This window comes from Nocardia sp. NPDC050378, assembly GCF_040655675.1.
In the GTDB taxonomy this organism is placed as follows: Bacteria; Actinomycetota; Actinomycetes; order Mycobacteriales; family Mycobacteriaceae; genus Nocardia; species Nocardia coubleae.
Window position 1 is genome coordinate 280151 of the sequence record NZ_JBFAKI010000005.1, and the last position, 17156, is coordinate 297306.

The window sequence follows — 17156 nt, forward strand, 5'->3', positions numbered from 1 at the left end:
GGGTGTGAGCAGGCACTCACCGGTTGCTGATTGGTTCCCTGCCGACGGGGCATTCCGCCCTCAGGACTGTGTTGTCCCTGCGAAAGGATGCGCTCGATGAACCAGCTAGACCGCGATTTCCCGGATGAATCACGCACGATCAGGCCGCACGCGGGCGAATCTATCGAGGACACGAGGAACTGGCCCGGCCTGATCTTGATCGGGGTCGGGTTGGCGTTGCTCGGCATCACCCTCACCGCCGCCGGGTACGGCTTCGGCGGATGGGCGATCATCGGCGGCGTGGCGTGCGTGGCGTGCCTGCTCGCGGGGACTGCGCTGGTCGTGGCCGAGCACCGGCGAGTGAAGGCGCAGAAATGATGATTCTGCGGGCGCCGGGTGTGTACCGACCCCAGGCCGATACATGGATGCTCGCCGATGCGCTGCGTGCGGTTCCCCACCTGCGCAACGGTCGTGTTCTCGAACTCTGCGCGGGCACCGGCGTCGTCACGCTGGCCGCGGCGAAAGCGGGGGCCGCGAGCGTCACGGCCGTCGATCTGTCGCGACGGGCGCTGGCCTCGACCTGGCTGAACTGCCGTTTGCGTGGGGTGGCCGTACAGTTGCTGCACGGCGACTTCTCGACGGCGGCGCGATTGCCGCGTTTCGACGTGGTGCTGGCGAACCCGCCGTACGTGCCCGCCGAACGCGAGGTGGGACGCGGCCGGGCGCTCGCCTGGGACGCGGGCCCCACCGGACGCAGCGTGCTCGACCGGCTGTGTGCGACCCTGCCCGATCTGCTCACCGACAACGGAGTCGGCCTGATCGTGCACTCGGCGATCAGCGACCCCGACCGCAGCCTGGACCAGTTGCGGGCGGGCGGTGCCGAGGCGCAGGTGGTAGCGGTGGACAAGGTGCCCTTCGGGCCGGTGTTGCGGTCGCGGGCGCGGCGGTTGGCGGCGCGTGGGCTGATCACGAAGGACCAGCGTGACGAGGAATTGGTGGTGATCCGTGTCGAACGAAACTGCTGCCCCGCCGTCGGGGAACCCGCCTGATCGCAGGCGGGTCGTCCTCACCGACGGCCCGGCCCTGATCGAAGGCCCGGTCGACCTGGTGACCCGTGAGGGAACGGTGCTGCACTGTGACCGTTTCCAGGTCGCGCTGTGCCTGTGCAAGCGCTCGGCCACCTACCCGCTGTGCGATACCAGCCACCGGCGCCGCCGCCGGCGTACCAACGAAAGCAGCACCTGATGACCAGCACTGTCACCCTCGGGCGCGCCCTGCCCGCCCCCCGGGGCGAACTGTCGGCCGCCCTGGTCGAAACCCTCACGCACGCACCGGGTTCGGCTGTTCCCACCGACCCCGGCAGCGATCCCTACGGTGAGGACGCCGCCCTGGCGTTGCACACTTGCTACGAACTGCACTATCAGGGCTTCGCCGGAGTAGACGAGGACTGGGAGTGGGATCCGCGACTGTTGGGCCTGCGCCGAGGGCTCGAACAGCGCTTTCTCGCCGCCATGCGGGCCGATGTGCCCGGCGGTGACGATGTCGATGCCGAGCTCGACCGGTTGCTCGAGCCGTCGGCGCCCGGCGGGATCGCGGCCTATCTCGCCGAGCAGGGCACTCCCGGGCAGTTGCGTGAGTACTTCGTGCACCGCTCGATCTACCACCACATCGAGGCCGACCCCTACGCCTGGGTGATCCCCCGCCTGCGTGGGCAGGCGAAAGCCGCGCTGGTCGCCGTCGAATTCGACGAATACGGTAGCGGCCACGGCGACCGTGTGCACGCGCGCCTCTACGCGGATCTGCTCGCGGGCGCCGGTCTGGAACCCGGCTATCTGCACTATCTCGACGAGGTGCCCGCTCCCATGCTGGTGTTGGTGAACATGATGTCGCTGTTCGGTCTGCACCGTGGTCTGCGCGCCGCGTCGGTCGGCCATTTCGCGGCCAACGAGATCACTTCCTCACCGGCGTCGGCTCGCCTGGCGGAGCTGGCCCGCACCCTGCTCCCCCACCCCGCGTGTATCGGCTTCTACACCGAGCACGTCGAAGCCGACGCCGTGCACGAACAGGTGATGCGGCGCGACGTCATCGCCGAATTGCTGCGCACCGAACCCGACTCGGCCGCGAACATCGTTTTCGGGATCCAGGCCACCGACCTGCTCGAGGACCGGTTCGCCGATCAGGTGCTCGACTGCTGGCGCGCCGGGCGTAGTTCACTGCTCAGCGAACTGCCGGCACCCGCCGCACCCGGGTGAAGGTGATCGTCACCGGGAACCCGTCGAGCTCACCGCGATCACGGTCCGAACCGGTGGCCAAATGATCGGTGATGCTGTGCAGCACGTTCCAGCCGAAGGCGGTCTCGTCGACCGGGTCGGGCTCCACGCACAGTGCCTGCACAGCGATCCGCAGGCGGAAACCGTCGGCGGTGACATCGCAGTGCAGGCGGGTGTCGGGCACGGCGGCGAGGATCAGGCTGGTCGCCGCCTCGTCGACCGCGACCCGGATATCGGCGATTTCGTCGGGCGTGAACCCGGCCAGGTGGGCCGCGGTCTCGGCGACCGCCCGCACCATGACCAGTTGTCCGAGGTCGGCGTCGATCCGCAGGTGGGTCGAGGTCGCGTGGGTCGAATCCGCGACGGTCCGCTCGCTCGAAGCCACGACGTAGCCTCCTCACCGATGTCGGGTGGTTCCGGGTGGGTCGATCCCACTGCGCCTACCCGCCTGTCGGCCGGTCAAACATCTACGGGGTGTTCGGAGGCGTCGTCGACGCAGCTGTAGTGACGGAACAGGGGCCGCACCCCTGCCAGCTCCAGGGCGCGTTCCACCTCCAGGCTGCCGATGAGCAGCCGCAGCTCGACCCCGTGTTGCCAGGCGTTGGCTTTGGCAGGGCCGAGCAAGGCGGCCAGCCGGATACTGAGGAAATCGGTGCTGCGCAGGTCGAGCACCACCACCTGGGCTCCCGAACGCACCGCACGGCCGAGCAGGGCACAGAATTGCGGCTGCCTCGCAGCGTCCAGTTCGCTTCCCGCCCGCAGCACCCAGCAGCCTTGTCTGCCGGGATCGACGCGGAGCAGGGCTTCGTCGTGCGCCGCGGAGCCGCGGTACCAACGCAACCTGCTCGAGCGTCGCGGGTCCGTGACGACAGACATAGAACCTCCTGGACGACAGGGGATTCCGGATTTTCATGCCACCACGCAGCCGACGTTCCGGATGTGGATAGCACGAATACCGGGGTCGGCTGGAAGTCTCAACCTAAGGCAATTCTGGCACGCGCGGCCGCTGCTGTCACGGCACAGGTGTCGGCTCCGTGAGCGCCTGCTCGCGCAACGAGGTCAGGGTCCGCGACAGGATGCGCGAGACCTGCATCTGGGAGACGCCGAGGTGTTCGGCGATCTGGTTCTGGGTCTTGCACTCGAAGAACCGCATGATGAGCACGTCGCGTTCTTCCTCGGGCAGGGCAGCGATCAGCGGGCGCACCGCCATCGCGTCCTCGGTGAGCTCGTAGCAGTGTTCCTCGGCGCCGAGGGTCTCGGTGATCGGCTGCGAGGAGTTGTCGCGGTCGTCCTGGGTGACCCCGTCGATGGAGTTGGTCTGGTAGCCGTTGCCCGCGACCAGCGCGCGCGTGACCTCGACCAACTCGACCTCGAGCTCGTCGGCGAGTTCGCGGGCGTTGGGCACGCGGCCGAGGCGCTGCGAGAGTTCTTCGGTGGCCGGGCCGATCCGCAGCTGGATCTCCTTGAGCCTGCGCGGGACGCGAACGGCCCAGGTGTGGTCGCGGAAATGCCTGCGAACCTCGCCCATGATGGTGGGGATCGCGAAGGAGAGGAACGAGGAGCCGCGGCTGACGTCATAGCGGTCGACCGCGAGCACGAGCCCTACGCGGGCGGTCTGTTCGAGGTCGTCGAAGAGTTCACCGCGCCCGGCGAATTTCCGGGCGATGTGGTCGGCCAAGGGAAGGCACAGCCTGATCACCTCTTCGCGGAGGGGTTCACGCTGGGGGTCGTTCGGGGAAAGTGCCTGCAGCTTCTCGAACCACGGTTCGATGTTGTCGTAGCTGTCACCTTTTGAGTGGGAGCGTCGGACGATCGAGTCGTTGGCTGTTGTCGCTTGAGCAGTCGTCATCACATGTGCCTCCGATTCCGTGGGGTCGGATGCTTCTGGATTACCCGATCTGTATGCGATTTAAGCCTACGCTTTCGGTCCCGGTGTTCGCATCACCCACCGTTCGGCCCGTGCGACCGTCGGATCCAGCCGAATTCGACGGTCGTCGGATAGCCGTTGCGGGCCGCGTCGAACGGGCCGTATTCGGTGCGCAGCGCGTCGGTGAGGGTCGCGACGACATGCCAGCCGAAGGCGTCCTCGTCGATCGCTTCGTCGCTGCGCGCCACGGTCGAGACCCGTGCTCCGAGTGCCCCGCCGCCACCGGTGAACGCGCAATCGATCAGGGCCTCCGGTGTTGCGGCGAGGACGAGGGCGGTCACCACCTCGTCGAGCGCCAGCAGCAGATCAGTGACCTCGTCGAGCGCGAAACCGCCTACCAGCAAGACTGTTTCGGCCAGCGCGTGGACCATGGTGAGCTGCTCGAGCTCCGCCGGTACCTGAAACCCGACCGTTGTCGACCGGGGCGCGGTCTCGCGATCCTCTGCTCGCATGCCGCCTCCCTGTGTTGCCTGTCGTGGTCGCAGGTTACCCGACCGTGACGTCGTCTAGTCCGTGCCCTTCTCGTGCTGTTCGGCCCGTTCGTGAACGGTGAGCAGCAGATGATCGAAGCGGGTGCGCAGAACGCCGGACACCTCGGTGAGCGAACCGAGTTCGGCGACCAGGCGCCCGGCCAGCGCACGGAGCTTGGTGTTGGTTTCCTGTGAGCGCCAGGTGAGCACGTCGAACGCCTGCTCGGCGCTGATTCCGTAGACGAGCATCACCGCGCCCTTCGCCTGTTCGATCACGGCGCGCGACGCGTAGAGGCTCGGCAATTCGTCGTCGAGGGTTTCCTTGCGGCGCCGCTCGAGAGTATCGGTGACATCGATGTAATGGCCGGTGGTGCCGATGACGCTTCCGTGGTCGTCGACCATCTGATCGGCCACGACGATCACGTCGTGGACGACGCCGTTGGTGTCGATGATGCGGTGGGTACTGCAGAACGGTTCACCCTCGGTGACCGACTTCTCGATCATCGTGGCGACGTGGGCGCGGTCGTCGGGGTGCTTGTGCGACAACAACAGTGCGGTCGTGGGGTGGACGGTGCCCGGCTCGTATCCGTGGATGCGGGCGACCTCGTCGGACCATTCCCAACGCTGGTCGGCGAACCAGAACCTGAATCCGCCCGCGTCCTGCGCCCTGCCCCCGCCGAGCACGCGCCGCAGTGACTGCGCGCCGCCGGTCGAAAGACCCTCACTGTGCTTCATCCCTGAAGTATCTCGCGACCGGGACACGTGCACGCGCCCAGTGCCCGATCGTGTCCGCTCGCCCGGCGCGGCGCTCAACACGACGCCGCCGCGCCCGGTTCGGGAAGTGGTTCGCCCGGTGTGGGGATCGGGGGAAACGGGTCGGGTACATCCGGGGGTGGTTGTCCTGGGCCCGGTCCAGGTGGTGGGTCGCCGGGCAGCGGATGGCCGGGTTCCGGTGGCGGTGGTGGCCGTCCGGGATCCGGCGGGGGCGCGGGATCGGGGGTGGGCGCAATCGGGTCTCGCGGTTCGGGAATGGGTGGGCTGGTCGACATCGGGGTGGTCATCGCAGCCTCCTCACGGGGTCGGAAACGCGGGTCGTCGGGCGGATACCCCCCGTCGGGGCAGCTACACACCGTCGTTTCGGGTGCGACCGATCGGCTATTACCTGGGCATGGACCACAGCACAGCCCCGCTCGTCGCCGCGGTCGCCGACTACCGCAACAAGCACCGGTACGGGTTCACCCCGCCCGGGCACCGGCAGGGTCGCGGGGTGGACGACCGGGTTCTCGCGGCGCTCGGTGCCGATGCCTTCGCCGCCGATCTGCTGGCCAACGGCGGACTCGACGACCGGCTGGCACGCAACGGCTACCTCACCGAGGCCGAGGACCTGATGGCCGACGCAGTCGGCGCCGAAACGGCGTTCTTCTCCACCTGCGGCAGCTCGTTGTCGGTGAAGGCCGCCATGATGGCGGTGGCAGGCGGAAAGGACGGCGGCCTGCTGGTGGCGCGCGACAGCCACAAGTCGATCGTCGCCGGCCTGATCTTCTCCGGCGTCCAGCCGCATTGGATCAGCCCGCGCTGGGACGCCGAACGCCACTTCTCCCATCCGCCGTCACCGGAGCAGGTGGAACAGGCGTGGCAGGAGCATCCGGACGCGGCGGGCGCGGTGATCGTGTGCCCGAGCCCGTATGGCACCTGTGCGGATCTGCGTGGCATCACCGAGGTGTGCCATGCGCGCGGCAAACCGGTCATCGTCGACGAGGCGTGGGGTGCGCACCTGCCGTTCCATCCCGAATTGCCCACGTGGGCCATGGATGTGGGGGCCGATGTGTGCGTGGTGAGCGTGCACAAGATGGGCATGGGTTTCGAGCAGGGTTCGGTGTTCCACCTGCAGGGCGATCTCGTGGATCCGGGCCGGTTGCGCCGTTGCGCGGATCTGCTGATGACCACGAGCCCGAACGTGTTGATCTACGCCGCGCTCGACGGATGGCGAAGGCAGATGGTCGAATTCGGGCACGACCTGCTGGGGCAAACGCTCGACCTGGCCAAACGTACCCGCGTCGAGATCGACCGGATCGGCGGCCTGACGGTGATGCACGACGAGCTGCTCGGCGTGGAGGCCTCTCATGATCTCGATCTGCTGCAGGTGCTCGTCGATGTCTCCGAGACCGGCGCCACCGGCTACGAGGCGGCGGACTGGTTGCGCGAGCATCACCGTCTCGATGTGGGCCTCAGCGATCACCGCCGGATTCTGGCGACGATGTCGATGGCCGACGACGACACCTCCGCGGAGGCACTCATCGACGCGCTCGCGCTGTGGCGGCGGGCCGGTCTCGACAAGCCCACCCCGCACCACATCACGTTGCCCTCACCGGAGGATCTGCAGCTCGACACGGTGATGCTGCCACGTGACGCCTTCTTCGCCCCCACCGAGATGGTGCCCATCGACAAGGCGCCGGGCCGGATCGCCGCCGAACAGCTCACGCCGTACCCGCCCGGCATTCCCGCGATCGTGCCGGGTGAACGAATCGGTGACACGGTCGTGGAGTACCTGCGTTCCGGTGTCGAGGCGGGGATGAATGTGCCCGATGCAAGCGATCCGCAGTTGCACAACATCCGGGTCGTCCGCCAGTCCTGATCGTCGAGCGAGAGGAAGTGTTGTCGTGGCCGCCGAACAGTTGCGCGCAGTGGCGCTGGTCTGCACGTTGAAGCCGTCGCCCGCCGAATCCAGCAGTCAGCTCATGGCCGATCAGGTGCTGGCCGAGCTGGCCGCCAACGATGTGGCCGGGTCGACGGTGCGTATCGCCGATTTCGAGGTGCGGCCGGGGGTGAGTGCCGACGAGGGGGAGGGCGACGAGTGGCCGCAGATCCGGCGCCGCATCATCGACGCCGATATCGTCCTGCTCGCGACGCCCACCTGGTTGGGTCATCTGTCTTCGGTGGCCCAGCGCGCGCTGGAACGGCTGGATGCCGAACTGTCCGATACCGACGACGCGGGCAGGCCCGTCATGCTGGGCAAGGTCGGGATCGCGGCCGTTGTCGGGAACGAGGACGGCGCGCACAAGATCGTGGCCGACACCTTCCAGGCTCTCGACGACATCGGCTTCACCATTCCGGCCCAGGGCTGCACCTACTGGAACGGGGAAGCGATGGGCGGCACCGACTTCAAGGATCTGCCCGACACTCCGGAGGCGGTGCGCAAGACCACCGCGGCGATGGCGCGTAATGCCGCGCATCTGGCCCGGTTGTTGCGGGCGAACCAGTACCCGGCCTACCAGTGAGCGACCGGTAGGCCGGGCCGGGGTCAAAGGATCGGGCGTCCGCCGGTGACGGCGAGGCGGGCCCCGGAGATGTAGCTGCCGTCGTCGGCGGCGAGCAGCACATAGGCGGGTGCCAGTTCGGCGGGCTGACCGGCCCGCCCGAGTGGGGTGTCGTCACCGAACTTGCTCACCTTCTCCGCCGGGAAGGTCGACGGGATCAGCGGTGTCCAGATCGGGCCGGGAGCCACGCTGTTGACCCGGATTCCTTTCTCCCCCAGCATCTGCGCCAGGCTGGCCGAGAAGTTGGCGATGGCAGCCTTGGTGGCGGCATACGGTGCCAGCGTCGGGGATGGCATGTCGGAGTTCACCGACGAGCTGCCGATGATCGACGAGCCGGGACGCATATGGGGCAGCGCCGCCTTCACCAGGTGGAAGTAGGCACCGACATTGAGGGCGAACGTGTAGGCGAATTCCTCGTCGCTGATCTCGGTGATGTCGTCGTGCGACATCTGGAAGGCGGCATTGCTCACCAGCACGTCGATTCGACCGAACTCCTCGACGGCCTTGTCGATCACGGCACGACAGTGCGCGGCGTCGGAAAGGTCACCGGCCATCAGCACAGCCCGGCGGCCGGCCTGGGTGACCAGGTCGGCTACTTCTTTCGCGTCGTCGTGTTCGTCGAGATAGGAAATGAGGACATCGGCACCTTCACGGGCGTACGCGATGGCGACCGCACGTCCGATTCCGCTGTCGGCACCGGTGACGACAGCGGCTTTGCCCGTCAATTTGCCCGATCCCCGGTAACTGTTCTCGCCACAATCGGGCACGGGGTCCATTTTCGATTGGATGCCGGGAACCTGCTGCTGCTGTTCGGGAAATCCCATGATCGAAGTCCTCCTCGCCGGGAACGGGGTCTCCGATCGGACTACCTCCCATCAGCACCGGCAAACAGGTCAGTGCCCGCACGGGTCACGTAATCGCAACCCTTCACGGGCTTTGATCCGGCGGTGTTCGGCGAGCACGATACCCACGCCGCCGAGCAGACACACCACGCACAGAATTCCGGCGATCACCGCCCAACCTTCGAAGCCGTATCCGGCCGCGGTGAGGGTGAGTGCCAGCAACACGACACCGACGCCGATCAAGATCAGCCCGGGCCAGTTCCAAGCGTCTTCGATGGATTCGCCGACATGCGAGCGGGTAGTGCGTTCGGTGTCGGGAAATTTGTGATGATGAGGGAGAGCGGCATCGTTCATGGCCGGGCCGTCCTTTCGATGGGATCCGCTGGTCTGCGCGTACCCCTGATCCGACAGCCCAATCGTGTGGTTTGCCGACTCCTCGAGGCGGTATCCGCCAGTAGGTGTTCTCCCGATGCGAGCACGTCGATCCAGGACAGAAGGGTTGCGCATAGATGACAGAGCAGCAGCACATTCCCCCGGAGTTCACGCGCCCGCCGGTGCCGCCGGACGAAGACGGCGGGCAGTGCGAGCCGCCCGGTCCGAACCCGGACCAACAGGGCCCAGAGCTGCGCAGTCCCACCGGCGCACCCGTTCCGGGCGAGGCCAATATCCGGGCCCAGCAGGGTGACGCGCTCACCACCCCACAGGGCCTACGCCAAGCCGATACCGATCACCAACTCAAGGCCGGACCCCGTGGGCCGGTGCTGCTGCAGGACTTCCACCTGCGCGAGAAGATCACCCACTTCGACCACGAACGCATTCCGGAGCGGGCCGTGCACGCGCGTGGCGTCGGTGCGCACGGTGTGTTCGTGTCCAACGGTGCCGCCGCCTCGTTGACCCGCGCGAAATTCCTCGCCACCGACGCTCGCACGCCGGTGTTCGTGCGATTCTCCACGGTGCTCGGTTCCCGTGGTTCGGCCGACACCGTGCGCGATACTCGCGGTTTCGCGACGAAGTTCTACACCGAGGAAGGCGTGTACGACCTCGTCGGCAACAACATTCCGGTGTTCTTCATCCAGGAGGCGATCAAGTTTCCCGATGTGGTGCACGCGGCCAAACCGCACCCGGACCGCGAGATCCCGCAGGCGCAGTCCGCGCACGACACATTCTGGGATTTCGTCTCCCTGCATACCGAGGCCACCGCGCACACCTTCTGGAATATGTCCGACCGCGGGTTGCCCCGGTCGCTGCGGATGATGGAGGGATTCGGCGTCCACACCTTCCGGTTGGTCGCCGCCGACGGCGCCACGAGCCTGGTGAAGTTCCATTGGAAACCGCGCCTGGGTGTGCATTCGATGCTGTGGGAGGAAACGCAGCTCACCGCCGGATTCGACCCCGATTTCCATCGCCGCGATCTGGCGGACGCGATCGAGGCGGGCTATTTCCCGGAATGGGATCTGGGTGTTCAGGTCTTCCCCGATACCCCCGAGCAGGTGTTCGAAGACATCGATCTGCTCGATCCGACCAAGATCGTGCCGGAGGAATTGGTGCCGGTGCAGGTGATCGGCACCTTGCGGCTGACAGCGAATCCGGTGAATTTCTTCGCCGAGACCGAACAGGTGGCGTTCTGCCCGAGTCATCTGGTGCCCGGTATCGAGGTCACCGACGACCCGCTGTTGCAGGGCCGGTTGTTCTCCTACCTCGACACCCAGCTCAGCCGGCTCGGCGGACCGAATTTCGCGCAGCTGCCGATCAATACGCCGCACACCGCTGTCAACGACATGTTCCGCGACGGCATGCACCAGACCGCGGTGCACACCGGCATCGCACCTTACAAACCGAACTCGCTCGACGGCGGGTGCCCGTACGCGGCCAGTTTCGCCGGTGAGGCCTATGTCGAATCGCCGACCCCGATTCCGCCGCCGCAGGCGAAGCTGCGCACGTCGGCGAATACCGACAAGGCGCAGGTGTCGTTCGCCGATCACTTCTCGCAGCCGCGCATGTTCTACCACAGTCTCACCCACGGTGAGCAGCACCGCCTGGCCGATGCCTTCTCGTTCGAACTGGGCAAGTGCACGTCGGTGACGATTCGCGAACGTGCGGTGCAGATGCTGGTCAATGTCGACGAACAGCTGGCCGGGTATGTGGCGAATCAGCTCGGTGTCGATGTGCCCGCGCCGACGGCGAACACCGTCGAGCTGGCGCCGAGTCCGGCGTTGTCGCAGAAGCGCGGTGCGTTCCCGGTCGACGGACGGACTGTGGCGGTGCTGGTGGACGAGACCAGTTCCGGCGGGGCGGTGCAGCAGGTGTGCGCCGATCTGGAACAGGCCAAGGTGCGGCCGTTGCTGGTCGCCGCGCACGGTGGCGAGGTGGAGGGCCGCAAGGTCGACCGCACGTTCGCCACGATGCGCTCGATCGAGTTCGACGGGTTGATCGCGTTGGGCGCGCCGATCGATCCGAGGGTGGATGTGCTGGTCAACGAGATGTGGCGGCACGGGAAGGCGATCGCGGCGGTCGGTGCGGCGGCGAGTCTGCTGCAGCGCAACGGTGTCGATGCCGACGCGCCGGGGGTCACCGTGGCCGAGGCGCCGCAGACCGTGACGCAGGTGGTCACCGACCTGGCTGAGCACCGCGCGTGGGATCGGATCGAACCGCGCGGATGAGCGTGGCGCGCCCGGTCCGCACTGCGGCCGGGCGCGCCGGTGTCAGTCTCCGGGCACCTCGGTCCGCCGCTCGGGCGGGACCAGATAGGCGCGCAGGTCGTCGATCTTGGATTCGATGCGTTCGGCGTTCTCGGCATCGACCCGGAATATCCAGTGCTTGGCCCCCAGCAGCAGCACGGCCTGGAAGACCAGCTGGAACCATTCGCTCTGCCAGTTCTCGAAGGTGCTGGCCAGGAACTCCGGCCAATACCCCGACCACTGGAATGGTTGGCCCTGCTGTTGCTGAGTGTTGCGATACTCGATGAGCTGGAACACGAACTGCGCGCCCCACGAGCCGATGAACAGCAACATCAGCAGGTAGACAGCTCCCCAGCGACGAAAATGTGCCATGGACGGCAGATACCCGGCAAACCGGTGGCGACACACCCGGGCCGTCGGCCCCCGGGGCCGTGGCTACCGATGCACGGCGATCCGTGCCGTCGCGGACAGCGCGCTGTTAGGTTCGGATGATGGTGCCGATCCCCCATGTGATCGCCTTCGCCGGTGCGGCGTTGCTCATCATCGTGATCCCCGGCCCGAATGTGCTGTTCGCGATCGGGCGCGCGCTGACGCTGGGGCGCAGGCAGGCACTGCTGTCGGTCCTCGGCTCGGTCGCCGGTTCCGTCATCCCCCTGGCCGTGGTCGCTCTCGGACTCGGCGCTGTGCTGATGACCTCGACGATCCTGTTCACGGCGGTCAAGGTGATCGGCGCGTTTTATCTGATCTATCTGGGCGTCACGGCGATTCGTGACCGCAAGAAGCTGGTGCTCACCGCGAGCGCCGACGGCGGTGGCCGGTCGATGCGGCAAGGTTTCATCGTCGGCGCGACCAACCCGAAGACCGCGGTGTTCTTCGGCGCGGTGCTGCCGCAGTTCACCGCCGCCGACGCCGGACCGCTGCCGGTACAGATGCTGATTCTCGGCGCGATCTTCCTCCTCATCCAAATGACCTGCGACGGTGTGTGGGCCGTCGTCGCGGCGACCGCGCGGGGGTGGTTCGCGCGGTCACCGCGCCGGCTCGAGGCGGTGGGCGGTGTCGGTGGGGCGATGGTCGTCGGTGTCGGGGCCGGTGTGGCGTTCGCGCGCTGACCTGCGCGGTCAGTCGCGGGTGAGGATGAAGAAGTACGGGTCCGGGAGGCGGCGGTAGTCCATGATGCCCAGGACCGTGGTGGGGTCGACGCGGCGGAAGGTGTCGATGATGGGCAGATGGTCGTAGATCATCGCGGTGGTGACGGTGCCCCGATGGTCGATTCCTCGCAGGCGGGCGCGGTGCCGGGCGGTGCGTAGCGTCGGTGCCAGCAGGTCGAGGCGTTTGCGGGTCTGCTCGACGAGGGCGGTGGGGATCTTGTCGACCAGTCCCAGGGGGATGCGTTTCGGGTCGACCGGAAAGATGTCGCCCTTGGGGGTCGCGAACAGCAGCGGGTGAACGTTGTCGGGGCCGTCGAATTGTTTGCCGTACCAACCGGAGGCCGCGAGCAGGCCGTCGAGCCGGTGGCCGGTGGCCAGCTCGCGGCCGTGCCAGCGGCCGGTGAGGTCGGTGGGCGCGACGGGTGGGAGGCTGTCGAACAGGGCGAGCGCGTCGTCGCGGCGGCAGGCGGGTTCGAGGGCGGCCAGACGGTCGGCGGCGGACATGCGGGTTCCTCTCAGACGGGCAGGCGCAGGGCACCGGGAGCGTCCGCGGGGACGACCGGACGGCGTGGCGCGACGGGGGTGATGCGCCGGTAGGCGGCCCCGAGCTCGGGGCGTGGGTCGGGCTCACCTTTGTTGGGCCAGAACGCCATGGCGCGTTCGGCCTGGGCGGTGATGGTCAATGACGGGTTCACGCCGAGGTTGGCGGTGATGGCGCTGCCGTCGGCGATGTGCAGCCCCGGATACCCGTACACGCGCTGGTAGGGGTCGATGACACCGGTGTCGCGGGAATCGCCGATGGTGCAGCCGCCGATGTAGTGGGCGGTGGCGGGGATATTGAAGATGTCGGTGGCGATATTGCCCGTGATGGCGTCGGATTTGCCGGCGTAGCGGCGGGCGATGTCGTGGGCGAGCGGGATCCACTCCGGGTTGGGTTCTCCCGCACCTTGTTTGGTGACCAGCCGTCGCCCCTTCAGGTACGAGGTGAGCGAATTGTCCAGGGACTGCATCACCAGCAGGATCACCGATCGCTCCGACGCACCGCGCGCGTTCTGCGAGCGCAAGAACTGCACCGGGTGCAGCAGCATGGTCAGCAGCAGTCGCAGGAACCGGAATGCCCCACCGTCGACCATCGGCACCGTCTGCACGAACAGCGCGTTCTGCCCCTTGCCGTAGGTGCAGACCTCCACGTGGGTCTGTGGTTCGGGGTGGATCGAGGACGTGATGGCCACGCCCTGGGCGAAGTCGCGCCGGGTCTTGCTGGTGACGCCGATGATCGCCTCGGAATTGCTGCGCGTCAGTTCGCCGACGCGCGAAGACAATTCGGGCAGGGTGCCGTCGCGGCGCAGGGTGTGCAGCAGCTTCTGGGTGCCGAGCGCGGCGGCCGCGAACACCACCTGTTCGGCGGTGAAGGTGCGGCGGTCCTTGCGCAGCAGCCCGTTGGAGCGCACGGTCTCCACCCGGTATCCACCGTTGCCGTCGGGGGCCACCGAGGTGACCGTCGTCAGCGGATGCACTTGCGCGCCCCGGCTTTCGGCCAGGTGCAGGTAGTTCAGGGTGGTGGTGTTCTTGGCGTTGTGTTTGCAGCCGGTGAAGCATTCCGAGCAGTGGATGCAGCCCGCGCGACGCGGTCCGGCGCCACCGAAGTACGGGTCCTCGACCTCCACCCCCTCGGCGCCTTCATTGAAGAACACGCCCACGTGGGTGCGGTGGAAGGTGTCGGCCACGCCTAGATCGGTGGCGACCTGCAGCAGCACGTCGTCCTTGGGCCCCAGTTTCGGGTTCTCGACCACGCCGAGCATCCGTTTGGCCTGGTCGTAGTAGGGGGCGAGTTCGGATTTCCAGTCGGTGATGTGTGACCAGGCGCGGTCGCGGTAGAACTCGGGCAGCGGCTCGTAGAGGGTGTTGCCGTAGATGAGCGAACCACCGCCCACACCGGAACCACTGAAGACCAGGCACTTGCCGAGCGCACTGATGCGCTGCGGCCCGGTCAGCCCGAGACGCGGCGCCCAGATCGCTTTGGGCACATTCCAGTTCGTCTTCGGGTAGTCCTCGGCGTTCCAGCGGCGACCGGATTCGAGCACACCCACCCGGTAGCCCTTCTCGGTCAGGCGCAGGGCGGTCACACTGCCGCCGAATCCGGAGCCGACGACGATCACGTCGTAGTCGTAGCTGGTCATGGAACCATCACCTCGTAGTCGGCGGGATCGAACCGCGCCTGTGTGCGGTATTGGACTCCCAGCAGGGGCCAGTTGGTGGTGATGCGGCCGTCGGCCTGGCGGTACCAGGACGAACACCGGCTCCACACACTGTCTGCCAGGAGTTCCTGAATGCGGGCGTCGTAGGCCTTCTCCACCTCGGGGCGCACGGCGAGGGGGCGACCGGTCGCCGCGAGATGGGCGACGTAGCGGCCCAGGTATTTCGCCTGCGCTTCGAGGAAGTAGATGATCGAGCCGCCACCGGTGTTGGTGTTGGGCCCGTACATGATGAACAGATTCGGGAACCGGGGCACGGTGACGCCGTAGTAGGCGCGCGCTCCCGCCTGCCATTCCTGGTCGAGCGTGCGGCCGCCCGCTCCGGTGATCGTCATGGGCGCCAGGAACTCGGTGGTCTTGAAACCGGTCCCCCAGATGATGACGTCCACCGCGTGCTCACCTCCGTCGACGGTGCGTACACCGGTGGGCGTGATCTCGCTGATCGCCTCGGTGCACAGTTCCACGTTCGGCTGGGTGAGCGCGGGAAGGTAGTTGTCCGAGAACAGGATTCGCTTGCAACCGACGTCGTAGCCGGGCCACACCTTCTCGAACAAGCCCGGCATCGCGCGGGTCTGGCGGCGCATGTGCCACCTCGACCAGGCCCGGACGGCGCGGGCCAGGGGCCGGGCGTAGACCCAGGCCAGGCTGAGTCCCTCGACGACGCCGTACCAGGTGCCGCGTTCGGCCAGCTCGGTGGCGGGCACCTTCTCGAACATCCGGTGGTGCAGGCGCCCGAATTCGCGGTCCGGTCGCGGGATGATGTAGGGCGCGGTCCGCTGGAAGACGGTCAGGCTGCCGACGCGCGGCTGGATCTCGGGGACGAATTGGATCGCACTGGCACCGGTACCGATCACCGCGACGCGTTTGCCGGTGAGGTCGACGTCGTGGTTCCACTGCGCGGAATGGAAGCTGCTGCCCGCGAAGGTCTCACATCCCGGGATGTCGGGCAGGGCCGGGCGCGAGAGCTGCCCGACGGCGGAGACCACGACGTCGACGACCACGGTCTCACCGCCGGCGAGTGACACCGTCCACTTGCCGGTCGCGTCGTCGTAGGCGGCGCCGAGCACCTCGGTGCCCAGGCGCAGGTGGCGGCGCACATCGTAGGTGTCCACGATCCCGCGGATGTAGTCGAGGATCGCGGGTTGCCGCGAGAACCGGTGCGGCCAGCGCGGATTGGGTGCGAAGGAGAACGAGTAGAACGGCGACGGCACGTCACAGGCGGCACCGGGATAGGTGTTGTCGCGCCAGACCCCACCCACCTCGTCGGCCTTCTCGAAGACGACGATGTCGTCGAAACCCCGCTTCTTCAGTTCGATGACGGCGGCCAGGCCGCCGAAACCGCTGCCGATGACCGCGATGGACGGTGTCATGCGTTCCTCTCGAGGATCAGCCGCGCGCAGTCGCGCGGCGCGTCGCTGAACGGCAGGTGCCCGCAGCCTGGCAGGTCGACGTGCCGGGCGAACGGCAGCGCGGCGCGGGCACGGGCGCTCTGGGTGCGGTGCACGAGGACGACATCGCGGGTACCCCAGGCGATCGTCACCGGGATGTCGGTGAGCGCGCCGAAGTCCTGGTCCGGTGTCAGCACGTAGTTGTCGAAGTCGTCGCGGGCGGCGGTGAACGCGCTCGCCCCGGCGATTCCGGCGAGGTCGAGCCGCGCGGCGGCCGGGGTGACCAGGGCCGGACGGCCGAACATGGCCGAGAGCAGCAGCCTCCGTCCCGCCCGGTGATCCACCGATCGAGCCAGGACCGGGCCCGCTGCCCGCGCGGCGCCACGCATGCCGGTGAGTAGCGTCTTGGTCCATCGCAGTCCGGCTCGGTCGTAGAAACCGATCGGGGAGAACGCGGTGACCGCCGAGGCGATACCGGTGCGTCCCAGTTCCAGCGCGATCCCGCCACCCATCGAACTGCCCACCAGGTGCGGACGCTCGATCTCGTTGTCGGACAACCATTGCGCGAGCCAGGTCGCGTACCCGCGTGGTCCCGGTACCACGCCGGGAACGAGCGGGGACTCGCCGAAGCCGGGCAGGTCGAGCGCGATCACCTCGTGGTCGGCGGCCAGCGTGTCGATGATCGGGGCGAACACCTGCCATCGGCTGCCGAGACCGTGGACCAGCACGATCGGTGCGCCGGTTCCCCGGCGGTGGTGGGAAATCTGCGTCATCGCAGCCCTTCGTGCAGGAAACAGTTACTGCGTACGGTTTCTTGATTTCACCAGCCCGGGACTCCCCCGTCAATAGCGAGTTACATCCGGGTGTGTCGGAGACCGCGCT

General features: G+C 67.5%; 20 protein-coding genes. 8 read left to right on the forward strand and 12 right to left on the reverse strand.

Features of this window, described 5'->3' with window-relative positions:
- Window positions 1-96: 96 nt before the first annotated feature.
- From AB0I35_RS14020 to AB0I35_RS14035, 4 genes are read left to right on the forward strand one after another with little or no spacing between them, the layout of a single operon-like run.
- Window positions 97-357, forward strand: a complete 261-nt coding sequence (locus AB0I35_RS14020) for a hypothetical protein (RefSeq protein ID WP_357396250.1) — start codon at window positions 97-99, stop codon at window positions 355-357.
- Window positions 354-1028 (forward strand): HemK2/MTQ2 family protein methyltransferase, encoded by a 675-nt coding sequence (locus AB0I35_RS14025; protein WP_357396251.1) that lies wholly within the window; start codon window positions 354-356, stop codon window positions 1026-1028. The genes AB0I35_RS14020 and AB0I35_RS14025 overlap by 4 nt, the downstream gene beginning before the upstream one ends.
- On the forward strand, window positions 985-1224 hold the full coding sequence (locus AB0I35_RS14030) for a CDGSH iron-sulfur domain-containing protein (RefSeq protein WP_357396252.1): 240 nt from the start codon (window positions 985-987) through the stop codon (window positions 1222-1224). Before AB0I35_RS14025 ends, AB0I35_RS14030 begins: the two co-directional genes overlap by 44 nt.
- Window positions 1224-2231, forward strand: coding sequence for an iron-containing redox enzyme family protein (locus AB0I35_RS14035; protein ID WP_357396253.1), 1008 nt, complete (start codon window positions 1224-1226; stop codon window positions 2229-2231). The genes AB0I35_RS14030 and AB0I35_RS14035 overlap by 1 nt, the downstream gene beginning before the upstream one ends.
- Here the strand turns inward: AB0I35_RS14035 and AB0I35_RS14040 are convergent.
- The 5 genes from AB0I35_RS14040 to AB0I35_RS14060 all read right to left on the reverse strand — a co-directional run bounded on the left by AB0I35_RS14040 (window position 2197) and on the right by AB0I35_RS14060 (window position 5381).
- Window positions 2197-2634: an ATP-binding protein gene (locus tag AB0I35_RS14040; RefSeq protein ID WP_357396254.1), complete on the reverse strand. Its 438-nt coding sequence runs from the start codon at window positions 2632-2634 to the stop codon at window positions 2197-2199. The genes AB0I35_RS14035 and AB0I35_RS14040 overlap by 35 nt on opposite strands.
- Window positions 2635-2708: 74 nt before the next feature.
- Window positions 2709-3125, reverse strand: a complete 417-nt coding sequence (locus tag AB0I35_RS14045; RefSeq protein WP_357396255.1) for an STAS domain-containing protein — start codon at window positions 3123-3125, stop codon at window positions 2709-2711.
- A gap of 136 nt (window positions 3126-3261) precedes the next feature.
- A complete protein-coding gene (locus AB0I35_RS14050) occupies window positions 3262-4098 on the reverse strand; it encodes an RNA polymerase sigma factor SigF (protein ID WP_357396256.1) in 837 nt (278 codons plus the stop codon).
- A gap of 92 nt (window positions 4099-4190) precedes the next feature.
- Window positions 4191-4628, reverse strand: coding sequence for an anti-sigma factor (locus AB0I35_RS14055; protein WP_357396257.1), 438 nt, complete (start codon window positions 4626-4628; stop codon window positions 4191-4193).
- Between the two features lie 54 nt (window positions 4629-4682).
- A complete protein-coding gene (locus AB0I35_RS14060; RefSeq protein ID WP_357396258.1) occupies window positions 4683-5381 on the reverse strand; it encodes a PAS and ANTAR domain-containing protein in 699 nt (232 codons plus the stop codon).
- Window positions 5382-5814: 433 nt separating this feature from the next.
- Here AB0I35_RS14060 and AB0I35_RS14065 point away from each other — a divergent pair, with 433 nt between their 5' ends.
- Window positions 5815-7281, forward strand: a complete 1467-nt coding sequence (locus AB0I35_RS14065) for an ornithine decarboxylase (protein WP_357396259.1) — start codon at window positions 5815-5817, stop codon at window positions 7279-7281.
- A gap of 25 nt (window positions 7282-7306) precedes the next feature.
- A complete protein-coding gene (locus AB0I35_RS14070) occupies window positions 7307-7924 on the forward strand; it encodes an NAD(P)H-dependent oxidoreductase (protein WP_067489804.1) in 618 nt (205 codons plus the stop codon).
- Between the two features lie 23 nt (window positions 7925-7947).
- Here the strand turns inward: AB0I35_RS14070 and AB0I35_RS14075 are convergent, their stop codons facing one another.
- Together AB0I35_RS14075 and AB0I35_RS14080 are read right to left on the reverse strand one after the other, a co-directional pair.
- Complete coding sequence (locus tag AB0I35_RS14075; protein WP_357396260.1) at window positions 7948-8787, reverse strand: SDR family oxidoreductase; 840 nt, start codon at window positions 8785-8787, stop codon at window positions 7948-7950.
- Between the two features lie 69 nt (window positions 8788-8856).
- Window positions 8857-9159, reverse strand: a complete 303-nt coding sequence (locus AB0I35_RS14080; protein ID WP_067489798.1) for a hypothetical protein — start codon at window positions 9157-9159, stop codon at window positions 8857-8859.
- Between the two features lie 155 nt (window positions 9160-9314).
- Between AB0I35_RS14080 and AB0I35_RS14085 the strand changes: the two genes are divergently transcribed.
- Window positions 9315-11465, forward strand: coding sequence for a catalase (locus AB0I35_RS14085; RefSeq protein ID WP_357396261.1), 2151 nt, complete (start codon window positions 9315-9317; stop codon window positions 11463-11465).
- A gap of 42 nt (window positions 11466-11507) precedes the next feature.
- On the opposite strand, the gene AB0I35_RS14090 is transcribed toward AB0I35_RS14085, so the two are convergent.
- Window positions 11508-11855 (reverse strand): hypothetical protein, encoded by a 348-nt coding sequence (locus AB0I35_RS14090; RefSeq protein ID WP_357396262.1) that lies wholly within the window; start codon window positions 11853-11855, stop codon window positions 11508-11510.
- 119 nt (window positions 11856-11974) lie between these two features.
- On the opposite strand from AB0I35_RS14090, the gene AB0I35_RS14095 reads away from it, so the two are divergent.
- Window positions 11975-12592 (forward strand): LysE family translocator, encoded by a 618-nt coding sequence (locus AB0I35_RS14095; protein ID WP_357396529.1) that lies wholly within the window; start codon window positions 11975-11977, stop codon window positions 12590-12592.
- Window positions 12593-12601: 9 nt separating this feature from the next.
- Here the strand turns inward: AB0I35_RS14095 and AB0I35_RS14100 are convergent, their stop codons facing one another.
- From AB0I35_RS14100 to AB0I35_RS14115, 4 genes are read right to left on the reverse strand one after another with little or no spacing between them, the layout of a single operon-like run.
- The gene (locus tag AB0I35_RS14100; RefSeq protein ID WP_357396263.1) at window positions 12602-13135 is read right to left on the reverse strand and encodes a DUF4334 domain-containing protein; all 534 of its coding nucleotides are present in this window, start codon (window positions 13133-13135) and stop codon (window positions 12602-12604) included.
- An 11-nt stretch (window positions 13136-13146) separates the two neighbouring features.
- On the reverse strand, window positions 13147-14811 hold the full coding sequence (locus AB0I35_RS14105) for a GMC family oxidoreductase (RefSeq protein WP_357396264.1): 1665 nt from the start codon (window positions 14809-14811) through the stop codon (window positions 13147-13149).
- Window positions 14808-16256 carry an NAD(P)/FAD-dependent oxidoreductase gene (locus AB0I35_RS14110; RefSeq protein WP_357396265.1) on the reverse strand — a complete coding sequence of 483 codons (1449 nt, stop codon included), beginning with the start codon at window positions 16254-16256 and terminating at the stop codon, window positions 14808-14810. Before AB0I35_RS14110 ends, AB0I35_RS14105 begins: the two co-directional genes overlap by 4 nt.
- A complete protein-coding gene (locus AB0I35_RS14115) occupies window positions 16253-17047 on the reverse strand; it encodes an alpha/beta fold hydrolase (RefSeq protein WP_357396267.1) in 795 nt (264 codons plus the stop codon). The genes AB0I35_RS14110 and AB0I35_RS14115 overlap by 4 nt, the downstream gene beginning before the upstream one ends.
- Window positions 17048-17156: the final 109 nt, after the last annotated feature.